Raw genomic sequence first — 17,864 nt, 5'->3', positions numbered from 1 at the left:
AAACCAAGTCAAAAGTTTGTCACCTCTACATTTACGTCTATAGTTTAGTCAAAATCATCATATTTTCGTTGTATGTGTAGCTTGTAGGACGTTTGATAACTCTAGGGGCAGAGTTACAAAAAAGCGCAGAGTGACACAGGCCGTGAAACGCTATGATATTAAGAATTCAAGCTTTTCTCCGAGCTAAACTTGCTATGTTGCTAAGCAACATTCGACATATGTGCTAAGGTTTTAAAAGGCGAAATCTTGGGTTTTTGAAACAAAAGCTTTGTTTTAACAGTAGGTTGATAAATCCCTTACTCAAGCACTGTTATTTATGATGCTTCGTCTCAGTTATGAGATGAAATAGCAAAAAGCAACACGAATTTTTAGGAGAAATACCGTGAAATGGAACCGACTAAATATTGCTTGCTGCTGTAGTTTAATAGTGTCTTTACCCGTTTTCGGTCAAACTTTAGAGCAAGCCGTGGCATTGACGTTAAAAAACAATCCTGACATTAAGAGCGCATTTAACGAGTTCACCAGTCGAAAATACGTAAATGAAGCCTCTTCGGGCGCCTACTTACCTTCTATTGATTTAGATGCGGGCATTGGTTACGAGGGATTAGACCCTTCTGACGAGGTGGGACGTGGGGATACAGATTACACTCGAAAGGAAGCTTCGGTAACACTAACTCAGCTCATATGGGATGGCAGTGCAACCTTAAATGATATCGATCGCACCGCAGCCGATGCAGAGTCAGTTAGATTTCAACTTTTGGCCGATGCATCAGATAAAGCACTTGAAGTCACCAAAGTGTATTTAGACGCAGTAAAAGCTTACGAAATACTCAAGCTCTCTGAAAATAACTTGGCGGTTCACAAAGATATTTACGAAGACATTAAAAAACGAGTCAACTCAGGTATCGGCTCTACCGCTGACTTAACACAGGTAGAAGCACGTTTGGCAAAAGCGCACGGTAATTTGGCAGCTGCTCAAAATAATTTGTACGACTCTCACACTATGTTCACTCGTTTAGTGGGTCAAACCCCGCAAGGGTTGATCTTTCCAAGAGCGGATCAGAATTTCATTCCATACACCATTGATGAAGCGGTAGGTTTGGCATTTGAACTACACCCTGTCATTCAAGTCGCGCTCGCAGACGTAGACTCTGCTAAGTTTCAATACAAACAATCTAAAGGTGTTAATTACCCAACCATTTCCATTGAAGCCTCACAAACATGGCGTGACGACGCTGATGGCTTAAAAGGCCGCAGTGATGAGACACTTGCCATGCTACGTCTACGCTACAACCTATTTAATGGCGGCAGTGACGCTGCAAACTCAGAAAACTTCGCCTATCAGTTAAATAAAGCGAAAGACTTACGTGAAGGTGCTTATCGCAATGTTGAAGAAGGGTTAAGGCTTTCATGGAGCGCGCTGGATTTGACCCTACAGCAAAAAGAGTTCCTGTCAGATCATGTAGACTCGGCATCTGAAACCGTTATTGCGTATGAAAAACAATATCGCATTGGTAAGCGAACGCTGCTTGATCTATTGAATACTGAAAACGAACTCTTTGAGGCACGTAAAGACTACTTAGATTCTAAATACGCAGAGCAGTACGCCAAATATCGAGTGATGAACGCAACAGGTCAACTGTTGAGTGCATTAAGGGTTGAAATGCCTAAAGAATGGCTAGAAGAAGTGGAGTATTAATTATGAAATACATAACTCTTATTGCACTCTCATTGATGATTTCGGCATGCAGTTCATCCGATAAAGGCGATGAATATGATTATATTGATACGCCAATTGCCGATCAGTGGGCAGATCATCTTGATGATGATTCTGATGGAGTCATTAATGAGCGCGATTTATGTCCGGGGACTCCTTTAGGTGCCGAGATTGATAACGATGGCTGCGGTTCGTATGTCGACTCCTCGCAAGAAATGCAAATTCGAGTTCTGTTCGCGAATGATTCCGATGTGATCAATCCTATCTTTACGGAGCAAATTCGAGAACTATCCGACTTCTTGAAGGAGTATCCAAATACATCGATAGAGATTCAGGGCTATGCCAGTCGTACTGGTACTGCAGAACACAATCTTGACTTATCTAAACGCCGCGCTGAGAACGTTAGAAAAGAACTCATGATGAATGGTATTAGTGGAGATAGAGTCACCATTGTCGGCTATGGAGACACGGTACTTGCGACACAAGGCACCGACCAAGTGAGTCATGCGTTGAACCGTCGAGTCACCGCAACGGTGATTGGCCACAAAGGTGAAGTGAAGAAAGAGTGGACCGTTTTCACGACACTTCCTAAGAGCTAACATCGCAATGAACGGAGTTTAAAAGTAAAAGGTCTAGCAAAATGCGAGACCTTTTTTGATTTTCAATTTCACCTGTGGCTAGACATGCTACATGTCTTTGTATTGCGCTTCTAAACTTGCAATCAGACTTTGAGTCACATCATCGACACTTGCACCATCAAAATGGATGTCCAATGTCGAGCCACCTTTCGTAATACTCAAGTTCGCTTCGGAGCCGCCATCTGGTGCCACTTCTACGTGATACTCTCCGACATCACCAGTATGATCTCCGGACTGAAGATCAGTAAGAAGCTCTCCAATTTCATCTTTTGATAAGTCATCAAACAGATCGGAGAAGTCTAGAGTGTCTTCATCTTTATTTAAATCAGTAACCGTATCAACCTCGTTGGTCACTTCACTCCACTTAAAGATGTCAGAGCCCTCATCTCCCGTTAAGATATCATTACCTAAACCACCAATCAGAATATCATCACCTTCACCACCAACGAGTATGTCGTTACCACCCTGACCAAACAGTAAATCGTTGCCAGCACCACCAGATAAGTTATCCGACTTATCACCTTGGTGAGATTGGTTGAATTCTTCTAAGTTATTTTTAACGTATTCATGGATGTCTTCACCATCAATGGTAGAAACATCTTGACCCGTTTGCTGTGCCACATGTGATTGAATCGCACTCAAACCTTGCTCATTACCGCCAAATTCAATTAAATCACCCAGCAAGATATCGTCACCTTCTCCACCCTGAATAGTGTCTGAGCCTTGTTTTAGGGGCACATCTTGACCCAATATCGTTTCAGCAAGTTTAGTAACATCGATATCTGACTCTACCACACCATCAGTGTCATACTGCTTAAGTGTCTGTTCATCAACACCACTACCAAGACCTATCGACTCTACTGAAGACAATGCTGCTAACACTTGATACATATGTTGAGCTTGTGTTGAGCTGCCACCTTCATCGTAGTAACGGATAGAACCATTATATCTGTCGATATCACCAAGGGTTCTGCCTGTTAGCGGTGAATATACCTGACCGTAACTATCTATAACAACGTCACCTTTGTAGGTGACCGTCTGTCCGTATGAATAACTACTGTTACTAACTATATCTTGCAGGGTAACAAGCTTGCCAGAATCATCGACATCCAAAATCACTTTCGAGAATTCATTCTGCGCTAAATGATAGAGATGCGTTGCTCTATTTGGTTGACCATCAGTAACAAAGTACGTGATATTTTGGCCATTAGGGTTAGGTTGACTGCTAAACCATTCAACAGCTGACTGTAAACCCGCCTCATAGTTTGTGCCGCCGTCACCCTCATCACCTATAGCACTATTCAGTTTTTTTACAAACTCATCTCTTGCTGTTGGAGAACTCAAGTCAACGGAAATAACTGCTGACGCACTTGAAGCAAACTCACTGAGGTGAATATTCACTGTTCCAGGCTTCTCACCCTGATTTGCAGCGCTTAACAGTTCATCAAACACATCTAGCACTTCTTGCTTCGCAGTTCCTACCCAGTTACCCATGCTCCCTGAAGTATCCAAAACAAAGGCGATGTTGTAGTCCTGACCCGCAATAATCTCCAATCCTTGGACATCGGCAACAATAATATCGTGATCGTCACTGCCCGTTATCTGATCGTTCCCATGTGAACCCGAATCTAGAACATAGTCACGAGCTGTAAGAGCAACAGACTCTGTTGTTGAAGCGGCATCATTATTTGCTTCTTCAACCGACGTCGCGGTAACGCTTAGTGGGAACTCTAGACTACCTTCATAATCAAACGGTACTCTGATATCTAAAGAGACCTTACCGTTAGCATCCAGGGTGACAAGATAATTACCGTTTGCGTCCTGATTAACGGCATGTCCATCGATATACAGCTCTACACCATCCGGCAAACCTTCCACAAAAACAGTTTGCGCCAAGCTTTCACTTCCATCGACATCAACCAAATCAACGTTAATATCAACGGGAATCCAACGCTCTTGAAGCACTTCATAGGTGCCGTCGGGCTTCAATTCAACGACTTTGTCAGCAAAAACAATTCGTTCAATTTCATATAAGTGATCACCACGATCATCACTACCTGTGTGGTCGTTTACCGAATCGATAGAACGATTATCTAGCAAAATCCAATATGGGACTTGACCTCCATGATCGTCTTTGAAGGTCATTTTGTAGTCACTGAAGTTTCCAGTTAAGTAAACCGTATCTTGGCCATCATAATCTGTAATAGTGGACGCATCATCACCATAGAAAGAATCGTTATTACCACCGCCAATAAATACGTCATCACCGCCGCCACCATAGAAGGTGTCATTGTAATCAGTCCCAACGAATAAGCTATCGGTATCACTTCTGTCGTTGTTGTCTCCTAGCATCACTCCGGCGTATGAGTGATTTTTTTGCACGACATCATCCAAACCAAGATCTGCAGCGACGAGTTCATTCTCTGTAGGCGTTTTATCTATCGCAGAAGTAGCTAAGTTGTGATTAGGATCAACAGCATCTCTTTTTACTAACTCTCCAACATTAATCGTGATCGCAGGGGCATCTGCAACTGCGACAACGTTGATATCAAGCGTATTTGTTGCGCCAGTATTTGTGGTGTAATTAATTAATGGAACATCACCTGACCAGTGCTCGGTAGGTTCAAATACGTAACTACCATCTTGGTTTACTAATAAAGTGCCACTGGTCAAAGATACGTTTTCACCTACCACATAGTCAGTGCCATTAATAGTAATGTGATCAACCATCAAAAGATTGTCGTCATCAGAGTCATTACGCAATACGTTACCCTGTAGCGAATTATCTTCGCTGGCCTTCCCAATATCACTTTCCGTTTCCGTCGGTAAGTTCTCATGTACTACAACATTGATCGCCAAGTTAGATTCTGCTGAATCACCATTCGCGCGTTCTGTACTCGTTGCCTTCAAATTGATTGTGAAGTCATCATGGGAGCCCGCTGGTGGAGTCACAGTAAGTGTATCTAATGCCCAACTTGTCACGTCCAGTTCTTCATCAATGGTTGCTACAGTAATAGAACTGTTTCCATCTGAAAGGATCGCACCTACAGGTAAGCCAGTTAGCGTGACTTTAAGTGATTCAGAGCCATCTGTATCGTTTAAGCTTGCTTTAATTTCAGAGAGCGGTATCGCTGTATCTTGTAACCCTTCGTTCAGCTGATATGTTTCGTAAAACGCAACACCATTAACTTCTTGTAGTTCAGACGTTCTGATATCAGTTGCTTCTAGTGCACTTTCATCACTAACTACGTAAAGACTGCTGTTGCTCAGATTGACAGGTGCTTGTCCATTAATGGATACATCCACATTAAAGTTACCCGGACCACTTTGGTTATGGTGATAAATTTCAATTGGATAAAAGCCAGATACCGAAGGTGTAAAGCTAGCACCCTTAATATCACCACTGTCGCTACCCCAACGAGCTTGATCAAGTAACGTACCACCCAACTTGATAGCAAGGCTATCATCTGCTTGGCCAACAAAGTCGTAACTCGATCCAGCTTCGAGATAAACAAGAGATGTGACTAGAACGGCCTCATTTGCCAAGGTTGCATGAGTCCCTAAATCTTCCACATTTGACCAACTCAATTGAGTTCCATCTGCTGCATCAAGAGCGTTGATCGCTGCAATTAGAGTCTCGCCGTTGACCCCCATGCCATTACTAGAACCAACTTGAACATTGCTCCATGTTGTAACGTTAAACTCTTGTTGGGGTAATGAGTTCTCGTGCGTCACTGCGATTAAGTTCGGTTTATCAGCGATAGGGTTTACGTCTATTGTCAGTGTTGACTCTTGACCGGTACTCTGTCCATCTGTTGGTTTAAAGCCAATTTGAGCGTAACTAGACTCCTGATCTCCGACTTGATTTCCGCCGAAACTGTCACTGCCAGACTCATTTAATTCAGGTACAAAACGAACACTGTTTTCATCAAAGAGCGATTTATCAAGCACTTGATCGATTTGGACAGACTGCCAATCGCCCTGCGAATCTTAATACTCTAATGACCCATCGCTAGGAAGCGTTGTAATTTGGACGGAGAGCTCTGATACGTTAGAGTCCACATCGCTAATACCGAATGATGACCAATCAAGTATCACTTGGGTATCTTCACTCATCTCAACCGCGGAAGGCGAAGATTCAGGTGCATCATTCACATTTACCAGAGAAACATTGACCTCGGCAGTATCAATCCCGCCAGTTCCATCGATAACCTCAACCTGAAGCGTATAATCGCCCAAGTCAACATCATCGATTGTCTTGTTCAATGAAATCTCTCCGCTTGTCGGGTCGATATCAAAAATACCATTAGTGGTCGAGCCATCTGCAAAGCGGTATACAAGCACGTCATTATCGTGATCTTCAGCAACGACCGTACCAATAACGGACCCACTCACCGTGTTTTCGTTAACTGACCCGAAGTCGTAAACATCATCATTTGGTTTGTCACCAGCACTATCGCCGTCAGAAATAAACTCTGGAGCGTGCTGAGCATCTATAATAGAGACTGTTGCTTCATTCGAGTCACTTGCAAGCGTCGAATCTGCACCAACCGTATCAATTAGAGTCACGGTTAGGTTTTCAAGATCTTCGTAAATACCATCATCGAGAGTTTTTATATCAATCGGCGCCGACGTTTTACCCGCTGGAATCGTGACTGTGTAAGTACTTGGAGCAATATAATCTTTGTCATCAACATTTCCGCCGATTGTGAATGTTACCAGTACATCTTCATCTGCTTTTTGGTCAATGTTGACGATAAATTTTGCATCACTACCTTCATCAACTGAGGGTTGATCTGAGCTAATAGTCACTTTCGGTGCACTTTGGGCATCAACGATCACAACACTTGCGCTGTTATTTGAAGCAATGCTCGCATCAGCGCCATCCACCTCTTTAATGGTTACTGTGAAAGATTCTGCGCCCTCATAAATACCATCGGTGAGCGTCAGTAAGTCAAGAGCAGCTGAAGATTGACCCGCAGGAACTTCAACACTCAGAACGCCAACAAAATCTTTTCCATCTTGGGCCACGCCACTATATTCGACATGAACCGTAACACTCTCATCTGCAACTTTATCAAGTGTCAGCGTAAAGCCTGCCGTTTCACCTTCATTTACGCTGTTTTGATCGGCACTAATACTAACTAAAGGTGCAGGATCAGAATCCACAATATTTGCGTTACCAGTTGCAATACCATTACTGGTGACACTACCGATTTCCGTAACCGTCAGACCAAAGCTCTCATCACCTTCATGGACATTATCTAGTTTGGTCGGGACTGCGACTTTAATTTCAGCGACACCTGGAGGTATAGTAACGTCTCCATTAGGCGCTATATCTAATGTTTGAGTTTGACCATGAGTATCCACATAGGTCACTACCATAGTGCCTAAATCAACATCTTCCGCAGTATAGCTATCATTTGTTGTTGACTTCAGATTGACGACAACGGCCTCTTGAACAGGGTTAGAGAGTAAAACGGTAAATATTGCGTCAGTTCCTTCAATGACATCGCCGGCATCTACTACGCTAAGTTCTGTACTATCATTATCAAGAACTGTTGCCGTCCCCGTTTCACCGCCGATCTCAAGAACGATCGTTTCGCTGCTTTCCACAACCAAATCATCAATAGTCGGAATCGATATTTCGAAGCTACTTATACCTGCAGGAACAATCAAGTAACCACCTAAGAAAACAACACCATTTGTGTAGGTTGCATTTGATAGATTTACGTCATTCTTATCAACTGAAGAACCTTGAGCAAGCATATCAACTTGGTACTTAACAGCAGTACTGGTGACTTCATCTAGAACAACCGAAAACGTGACATTGTCACCCTCGGTCACACTATCACCGACCACAGACAGGCTTGGCCCATTTTCAGCAACATTACCATCTAGCATTTCGTTAACAATATTGACTGTAGATGGATCACTAACGCCACTTTCAGAGTCGACGGCCACATATCCAAAGCTGTCTTCGGCAGGAACACCTTCTACATAACGTAACTCCCAGTTACCTTCATTTTTCGTAGAAAAATCTAACTGAGTAATGACCGAACCTTCAGGAAGAGCTAGCTCTTTCCCATAACCAACGCTTGTTTCTTGGAATAGCATGAAGTTGCCTTCAGGCTTCAAAAACTCGAACGTTTGAGTCTGTTGGACATTATTTGAATCTAAGTATGTAACCGTAATAAGTGCTGCGTTGTCATCACCGTAATCAAACAATCCACCTAGTCCATCTAGACCAAGGTTTACGCTGCCCACAGGGTTATTAGACAAATCGATCGTAATCGTTTCACCTTTCTCAATACCCTGCCCATCATTGTCAGCGATACCATTGCCGATGTGTGACACCTGGCGGTTGTATTGCGCAAGCTCATCGCTATCAGAAGAAATGGTGATAGAGGCTCCATTTGCTAAATGCTCAGTACGGGAATGTGATGGACCACCATCCTCACTTAATCCCCAGTTATTGAAATCTGTTGTAGATTCCGAGCCATTAGGCGTATTTGGACGATCTTTGATACCTAATAAGAAGCCAACATTATCAGCTTCATAGTAAAGGCTGTCTTTGTCATAAAGCGTATCGCTAACTTCTTTAATTTCGTGCAACTCACCATCACTATCTTTAAAGAACAACGTACCTGAGGTTGGCAGTTCAGTAATTCGGACATGTAGATCGTTGCCTTTTAAGTCGTCTTCAACATCCGCGATATGATCTTGAGAGTCACCGCTACCCAGAGGCTTCGTATCGGTATCAAACACAACGTGCGTAAGCTGATCATCGGCCACATGCTTAAAGTCTTCACTGTCAGGTTTGTCGTTTACTGGCGTGACATCAACTTTAACAATGGTGGATTCACTGACACCACCAGAGGTGACGATATAGGTGAAGCTGTCTGTACCGTGGTAGTTGTCGTTTGGCGTGTAGGTTACGCTACCATCAGGGTTGACCGAGACCGTGCCGTTGGCTGGGCCGTTATTGGTATCCAGCGACACCACTTTATCGTCGCCGTCAAACGTGTCGTTACCTAAGACGTTAATGATGGTTGGCGTGTCTTCCACAACCGTCGCTTTGTCTGCCACGATGTCCGCCACAGGCGCAACCGTAAAGTTCACGGTTTGACTAACACTCTCGCCGCTTGGATCGGTAGCCGTAAAGGTTAGGATTTCTGATCCGTTCCAGTCTGCCGTTGGTGAGATGGTCGCGATGCCATTTTCAATCGAAACCAACACGTTGCTGTTACCGGCTACTGAGAAGCTAAGCACGGAGTCGCTGTCTTTAAATGCGTCGTTTAAATCAATCGTGTAGGTCGCGAAATCTTCCGATAACACTTGATCTGTAATGACATTATCAACTGTTGGCGCATCGTTAACACGATTCACAACCAAGCTATCACTGTCGCTAGCCGTTGGATTAACACCATCCGACACTGACGCGCTGATAGTCAGGTCTTTAAGGTTGAGTTCATCGTTGTTAACCGCGTCAACACCCGCTTGAGTCAGCTTGACTTCATCGCCAACTAACACAAAGTAACCGTTTGAGTTGTTTTCTAAAGAGATGGTCAATTGGTCTTCTGGCGTATCAGAATCAGCGACTTCCAACGTCGCCACTACCGTATCAGTGCTCACTGCGTCTTCAGTGATGCTTTCCACGGCATCAACCTTGATAGTCGGTGCATCGTTTACTGGGTTAACGGTAACGATCACCTTCGCTTGGTCAGTCAGCACACCGTCGGTGATGGTGTAAGTGATCTCAGCATCACCATTGAAGTTTTCTGCCGGTGTGAACACCAGTTTGCCATTCACCACTTCAACCGTACCCTGCTCTTTAGGTACAGAGGCTGATTCAATACTCAGCTTGTCGCCATCCACATCAGTATCGTTTGGCAGAACATCAATCGTGACAGCGGTATCTTCTTGTGTTGTTGCCGTGTCATCTTTCGCCATTGGCGTATAGTTCACTGGCGTCACATCGACGTTCACCGTGGTGGATTCACTGACGCCCCCAGATGTAACGATGTAGGTGAAGCTATCTGCCCCGTGGTAGTTATCGTTTGGCGTGTAGGTTACGCTGCCGTCCGGGTTGACCGAGACCGTGCCGTTGGCTGGGCCGTTATTGGAATCTAGCGACACCACTTTATCGTCGCCTTCGAACGTATCGTTTCCTAAGACCTTGATGATGGTCGGCGTGTCTTCCACAACCGTCGCTTTATCTGCCACGATGTCTGCCACAGGCGCTACCGTGAAGTTCACCGTTTGGCTGACGCTTTCACCACTTGGATCGGTAGCCGTAAACGTTAGGGTTTCTGAACCGTTCCAGTCTGCCGTTGGAGTGAACGTAGCAAAGCCGTTGACGATCGCCACTTGAATGTTGCTATTGCCAGAGATGCTAAACGTTAACTCGCCATCAACGTTATCCACATCGCTGAAAGCGGTATTTAGATCGATGGTGTATGGCGTAAAGTCTTCCGCCAAAGTTTGGTCTGCGATGTTGCTTTCAACCACAGGCGTGTCGTTTACGGCATTCACGGTGACGTTGACCGTCGCTTGGTCAGTCAGTGCACCATCGGTGACGGTGTAAGTAATTTCGGCGTCACCATTGAAGTTCTCGGCCGGTGTGAAGACCAACTTGCCGTCAACAATTTCAACTGTACCTTGGTCACTCGGCACAGATGCCGAGTCAATCGACAGCTTATCGCCATCAATATCGGTGTCGTTTGGCAGAACATCAATCGTGACAGCGGTATCTTCTTGTGTTGTTGCCGCGTCATCTTTTGCCACTGGCGCATCGTTCACTGGTGTGACATCGACGTTCACCGTGGTGGACTCCGATACCCCACCGGACGTAACGATGTAGGTGAAGCTGTCTGTACCGTGGTAGTTGTCGTTTGGCGTGTAGGTTACGCTGCCATCAGGGTTGACGGAGACTGTACCGTTAGCTGGGCCTTTACTGGTATCAAGCGACACCACTTTATCGTCGCCGTCAAACGTGTCGTTACCTAAGACGTTAATGATGGTTGGCGTGTCTTCCACAACCGTCGCTTTGTCTGCCACGATGTCCGCCACAGGCGCTACGGTGAAGTTCACCGTTTGACTAACGCTTTCACCACTTGAGTCTTTAGCTGTGAACGTAATTGTCTCTTTGCCATTCCAATCCGCAATCGGAGTAATGGTAGCAACGCCATTCACAATAGAGACTTGGATGTTGTTATTGCCAGAGACTGAGAATTCTAGCGAGGAATCGGAATCTTTAAATACTTCATTCAAGTCGATCGTGTATGCATCGAAATCTTCCGATAACACTTGATCTGTAATGGCATTATCAACTGTTGGCGCATCGTTAACACGATTCACAACCAAGCTATCACTGTCGCTAGCCGTTGGATTAACACCATCCGACACTGACGCGCTGATAGTCAGGTCTTTAAGGTTGAGTTCATCGTTGTTAACTGCATCGACGCCCGCTTGAGTTAGTTTGACTTCATTGCCAACCAACACGAAGTAACCGTTTGAGTTGTTTTCTAGCAACACCGTAAGCTCATCTTCCGGCGTGTCAGTATCGTGAACCGTTAAGGTTGCGACTACCGTATCAGTGCTCACTGCGTCTTCAGTGATGCTTTCTACGGCATCAACCTTGATCGTTGGCGCATCGTTTACTGGATTTACTGTAACAGTTACTTTCGCTTCGTCGGTCAATTGGCCGTCCGTTACGTTGTAATTGATTTCGGCGTCGCCATTGAAGTTTTCTGCCGGTGTGAAGACGAGTTTTCCATCCACCACTTCAACCGTACCCTGCTCTTTAGGTACAGAGGCTGATTCAATACTCAGCTTATCGCCATCCACATCATTGTCGTTTGGCAGGACATCAATCGTCACTGGTGTGTCTTCGTCAGTAACAGCGGTATCATCTTTTGCCACTGGCGCGTCATTGACCGGTGTTACATTGACTTCAACGGTGGTGGATTCAGACACTCCACCTGATGTCACGATGTAAGTGAAAGTATCGTTACCGACGTAGTTATCATCAGGTGTGTAGGTTATCGTGCCGTCGTTATTTACGATGACGGTGCCATTTTCAGGCCCCTTATCGGCGCCCAAAGACACCACTTTATCAGTGCCTTCGAACGTGTCGTTACCTAAGACATTAATGATGGTTGATGTGTCTTCGACTACATCCGCACTATCAGCCTCAATGTCAGCTACTGGTGCTACCGTAAAGTTCACCGTTTGACTTACGCTTTCACCGCTTGGGTCTTTAGCTGTGAACGTAATTGTCTCTTTGCCATTCCAATCCGCAGTCGGAGTGATGGTAGCAACACCATTCACAATAGAAATTTGGATGTTGTTATTGCCAGAGACTGAGAATTCTAGCGAGGAATCGGAATCTTTGAATACTTCATTCAAGTCGATCGTGTATGCATCGAAATCTTCCGCTAGCACTTGATCTGCAATGACGTTATCGATAGTCGGTGCATCGTTAACACGATTCACAACCAAGCTATCACTGTCGTTAGCCGTTGGATTAGCACCATCCGACACTGACGCGCTGATAGTCAGATCTTTAAGGTTAAGTTCATCGTTGTTAACTGCATCGACGCCCGCTTGAGTTAGCTTGACTTCATTGCCAGCCAACACGAAATAGCCGTTTGAGTTGTTTTCTAAAGAAACGTTTAATTGATCTTCTGGCGTATCAGTATCAGCGAATTCCAGCGTCGCCACTACCGTATCCGTGTTCACTGCATCTTCAGTGATGCTATCCACGGCATCAACCTTGATGGTTGGCGCATCGTTCACTGGGTTAACGGTAACGGTCACCTTCGCTTCGTCGGTCAATTCACCGTCCGTAACGATGTAGGTGATTTCAGCGTCGCCATTGAAGTTTTCTGCCGGTGTGAACACCAGTTTGCCATCAATAATTTCGACTGTACCTTGAACACTCGGCACTGACGCCGATTGAATAGACAGCTCATGGCCATCCACATCGGTGTCGTTTGGCAGGACATCAATCGTCACTGGCGTGTCTTCGTCAGTAACCGCCGTGTCATCTTTTGCCACAGGCGCATCATTGACCGGTGTCACATTGACTTCAACGGTAGTGAATTCGGATACACCGCCTGATGTCACGACATAAGTGAACGTATCTTTGCCGACGTAGTTGTCATCTGGTGTGTAGGTCACCGTGCCGTTGTTATTCACAATGACGGTGCCATTTTTAGGACCATTATCGGCGTCCAAAGACACCACTTTATCAGTGCCTTCGAACGTGTCGTTACCTAAGACGTTAATGATGGTTGGTGTGTCTTCGACTACATCCGCACTATCAGCCTCAATGTCAGCTACTGGTGCTACCGTAAAGTTCACCGTTTGACTGACGCTTTCACCGCTTGGGTCTTTAGCTGTGAACGTAATTGTCTCTTTGCCATTCCAATCCGCAGTCGGAGTGATGGTAGCAACACCATTCACAATAGAAATTTGGATGTTGTTATTGCCAGAGACTGAGAATTCTAGCGAGGAATCGGAATCTTTGAATACTTCATTCAAGTCGATCGTGTATGCATCGAAATCTTCCGATAACACTTGATCTGTAATGACATTATCAACTGTTGGCGCATCGTTAACACGATTCACAACCAAGCTATCACTGTCGCTAGCCGTTGGATTAACACCATCCGACACTGACGCGCTGATAGTCAGGTCTTTAAGGTCGAGTTCATCGTTGTTAACCGCGTCAACACCCGCTTGAGTTAGCTTGACTTCATTGCCAACCAACACGAAGTAACCGTTTGAGTTGTTTTCTAGCAACACCGTAAGCTCATCTTCCGGCGTGTCAGTATCGCGAACCGTTAAGGTTGCCACTACCGTATCCGTGTTCACTGCGTCTTCAGTGATGCTTTCTACGGCATCAACTTTGATAGTTGGCGCATCGTTTACTGGGTTAACGGTAACTACCACTTTCGCTTCGTCGGTCAATTGATCATCCGTTACGATGTAGGTAATTTCAGCGTCGCCATTGAAGTTTTCTGCCGGAGTGAAGACCAATTTGCCATTAACCACTTCAACCGTGCCCTTCTCTTTCGGCACAGACGCCGAATCAATGCTTAACGTATCGCCATCGATGTCGGTGTCGTTTGGCAGAACATCAATCGTCACTGCGGTGTCTTCTTGTGTCGTAGCGGTGTCATCTTTTGCCACTGGCGCGTCGTTGACCGGTGTCACATCGACGTTCACCGTGGTGGACTCACTGACGCCACCGGAGGTGACGATGTAGGTGAAGCTGTCTGTACCGTGGTAGTTGTCGTTTGGCGTGTAGGTCACGGTGCCATCAGGGTTGACCGAGACCGTGCCGTTGGCTGGGCCTTTATTGGTATCAAGCGACACTACTTTATCTTCGCCGTCAAACGTGTCGTTACCTAAGACGTTAATGACGGTTGGCGTGTCTTCGACTACATCCGTGCTGTCAGCCTCGATGTCGACTACTGGTGCAACCGTAAAGTTCACCGCTTGGCTGACGATTTCACCACTTGGATCGGTAGCAGTAAACGTTAGGGTTTCTGAACCGTTCCAGTCTGCTGTTGGTGAAATGGTCGCGATGCCGTTTTCAATCGAAACCAACACGTTGCTGTTACCGGACACTGAGAAGTTAAGTGTGGAGTCACTGTCTTTAAATGCGTTGTTTAAATCAATCGTGTAGGTCGCGAAGTCTTCCGATAGCACTTGATCTGAGATGACATTATCAACAGTCGGCGCATCGTTAACACGATTCACAATCAAACTATCACTGTCGTTAGCCGTTGGATTAACACCATCCGATACTGACGCGCTGATAGTCAGGTCTTTTAGGTTAAGTTCATCGTTGTTAACCGCATCGACGCCTGCTTGAGTCAGCTTGACTTCATCGCCAACTAACACAAAGTAACCGTTTGAGTTGTTTTCTAAAGAAACGGTTAATTGGTCTTCTGGCGTATCAGTATCACGAACCGTTAAGGTTGCGACTACCGTATCCGTGTTCACTGCATCTTCAGTGATGCTTTCTACGGCATCAACTTTGATAGTTGGTGCATCGTTTACTGGATTTACTGTAACGGTCACCTTCGCTTCGTCGGTCAATTCACCGTCCGTAACGATGTAGGTGATTTCAGCGTCACCATTGAAGTTTTCTGCCGGAGTGAAGACGAGTTTTCCATCCACCACTTCAACCGTGCCCTGCTCTTTAGGTATAGAGGCTGATTCAATACTCAGCTTCTCGCCATCAATATCGGTGTCGTTTGGCAGGACATCAATCGTCACTGGCGTGTCTTCGTCAGTAATCGCCGTGTCATCTTTTGCCACTGGTGCATCATTCACTGGCGTCACATCAACGCTCACCGTGGTGGATTCCGATACCCCGCCTGACGTGACAATGTAGGTGAAGCTGTCTGTACCGTGGTAGTTGTCGTTTGGCGTGTAAGTTACGCTGCCATCAGGATTGACCGAGACCGTGCCGTTAGCTGGACCGTTATTGGTATCAAGCGACACCACTTTGTCGTCGCCTTCGAACGTGTCGTTATCTAAGACCTTGATGATGGTCGCCGTGTCTTCCACAACCGTCGCTTTGTCTGCCACGATGTCCGCCACAGGCGCAACCGTGAAGTTCACGGTTTGGCTAACGCTTTCACCGCTTGGATCAGTGGCAGTAAACGTTAGGATTTCTGAGCCGTTCCAGTCCGCGGTTGGAGTGAACGTAGCAATGCCATTGACGATCGCAACTTGAATGTTGCTGTTGCCAGAGACGCTAAACGTTAACTCGCCATCGGCGTTATCCACATCGCTGAAAGCGGTATTTAGATCGATGGTGTATGGCGTGAAATCTTCCGCCAAGGTTTGGTCTGCGATGTTGCTTTCAACCACAGGTGTGTCGTTCACCGCATTCACGGTGACGGTGACCGTCGCTTGGTCAGTCAGCGAACCATCGGTGACGGTGTAAGTGATCTCAGCGTCGCCATTGAAGTTCTCAGTTGGCGTAAATACAAGCTTGCCGTCAATAATCTCGACTTGACCTTGGTCACTCGGCACAGACGCCGATTCAATGCTTAACGTATCACCATCGATGTCAGTGTCGTTTGGCAACACATCAATCGTTACTGAGGTATCTTCCTCTGTAATTGTTGCGTCATTAAGGGCAATAGGCGCATCGTTAACTGAGTTTACTGTTACCGAGACTTGAGCTTCATCCTCTAGCTCACCATCTGAGATGGTGTAGCTAATAGTTGCATTACCATTGAAGTTTTCAGCCGGAGTGAAAACAAGCTTACCATCGACAATCTCAACGATACCTTGCTTTTCTGATACAGAAGCAGAAGTAATGGATAAATCGTCACCTTCAATGTCACTGTCGTTAGCGAGCACATCAATTACAACCTGGGAATCTTCGTCAGTTTGAATCGCATCGTTAGTCGCTATTGGCGCGTCATTAACAGGCTTAATATCTAAATTAGCATTGCCATTAATAACACCCCCATCGTCATCAATGATGTCATAGGAGAATGACACTTCAGTATCATCATCAGCTTCTGGGATATAAGTCCAAGATCCATCGTTGTTATCAATTAAAGTGCCATTCCCACTCTCAATAGTGACGTTTGTAACGATAAGAGTATCAGCATCTTCAATATCGACATTCGATAGTAATTCTTCGGTAGTTATCGTGATGGGATCGCTATCTTCTTCGATAGCGCTTAATGTCACTGGAGAATTAGTAAGTGGTTTATTTGAGCCATCTCCACTGGTTTCTATATTTGTTGCGAAAAAGTCATTTAAGGTCAACGCTTGTGTTTCAGATAAACCGAGGGATTCCAAGCCAATAGTTTCAAAATTTGTTGAGGCCAGTACTTCAGTGCCATCCCGTGCAATCGTGGCACTATTTTGTAAACTTGAACCACTGTTTTCACCCGCAGCTGGCGCGAGTTCTTCATCAACTATAGAAGGGTCTTGACCTTGCTCAATAGCACCAATAATTCGTGCCACATCATCAGAAATATCTTTTGAGCCTTGCTCTTCAGTTAGTTGAATGTTCAAATTTAGAGGTGCAGCATCTGTCGTTGCCACTACCACTTCACCTGGTAGGGGCTGTTGTCCTTCTGTTAGGACTCTCAGCTCCCCATCTAAACCTATTACGACGACTTGATTACCGAGTGACACTAACGCTGTACGATCCATATAAATCTTAACCCTAAATAACTGTCAAGTTTTTGACTAACAATACTAATTTGCTATATATTGCCTGATTATATAGTGCAATAACAGCAATTTGATGCTCAATTAAGTAATTATGTGTCATACATCAATAGGAATCTATGCGCATATTTATCTTGTTTTAATAAAAGCCACTCAACTCTTGTTAAACATCAATTTCACTTTAAAATCGGGATCCTTATTCAAAATTTAGACCCACCAAATGAATTGATTTATCAAGAATGAAACAAATGAACAATGAATCAACAGGTTACTTCATCGTGTATTAATGT

General features: G+C 45.1%; 4 protein-coding genes. 2 read left to right on the top strand and 2 right to left on the bottom strand.

Annotation, left to right across the window (positions count from 1 at the left end):
- The first annotated feature begins 382 nt into the window (after positions 1 to 382).
- Together B7360_RS14220 and B7360_RS14215 are read left to right on the top strand one after the other, a co-directional pair.
- Complete coding sequence (locus tag B7360_RS14220) at positions 383 to 1,699, top strand: TolC family outer membrane protein (protein WP_048626423.1); 1,317 nt, start codon at positions 383 to 385, stop codon at positions 1,697 to 1,699.
- A 2-nt stretch (positions 1,700 to 1,701) separates the two neighbouring features.
- Positions 1,702 to 2,316 (top strand): OmpA family protein, encoded by a 615-nt coding sequence (locus B7360_RS14215; protein ID WP_006741557.1) that lies wholly within the window; start codon positions 1,702 to 1,704, stop codon positions 2,314 to 2,316.
- A gap of 87 nt (positions 2,317 to 2,403) precedes the next feature.
- On the opposite strand, the gene B7360_RS25255 is transcribed toward B7360_RS14215, so the two are convergent.
- Both B7360_RS25255 and B7360_RS14205 read right to left on the bottom strand, forming a co-directional pair.
- Positions 2,404 to 6,306 carry a VWA domain-containing protein gene (locus B7360_RS25255; RefSeq protein WP_085343814.1) on the bottom strand — a complete coding sequence of 1,301 codons (3,903 nt, stop codon included), beginning with the start codon at positions 6,304 to 6,306 and terminating at the stop codon, positions 2,404 to 2,406.
- Positions 6,307 to 6,345: 39 nt separating this feature from the next.
- Positions 6,346 to 17,556, bottom strand: coding sequence for a tandem-95 repeat protein (locus B7360_RS14205; protein ID WP_085343813.1), 11,211 nt, complete (start codon positions 17,554 to 17,556; stop codon positions 6,346 to 6,348).
- Positions 17,557 to 17,864: the final 308 nt, after the last annotated feature.

The organism is Vibrio sp. ArtGut-C1 (genome assembly GCF_002105475.1).
Lineage (GTDB): Bacteria > Pseudomonadota > Gammaproteobacteria > Enterobacterales > Vibrionaceae > Vibrio > Vibrio diabolicus.
The sequence above is the reverse complement of the archived record's forward strand: the minus strand, read 5'-3'. Positions and strand labels throughout refer to the sequence as shown.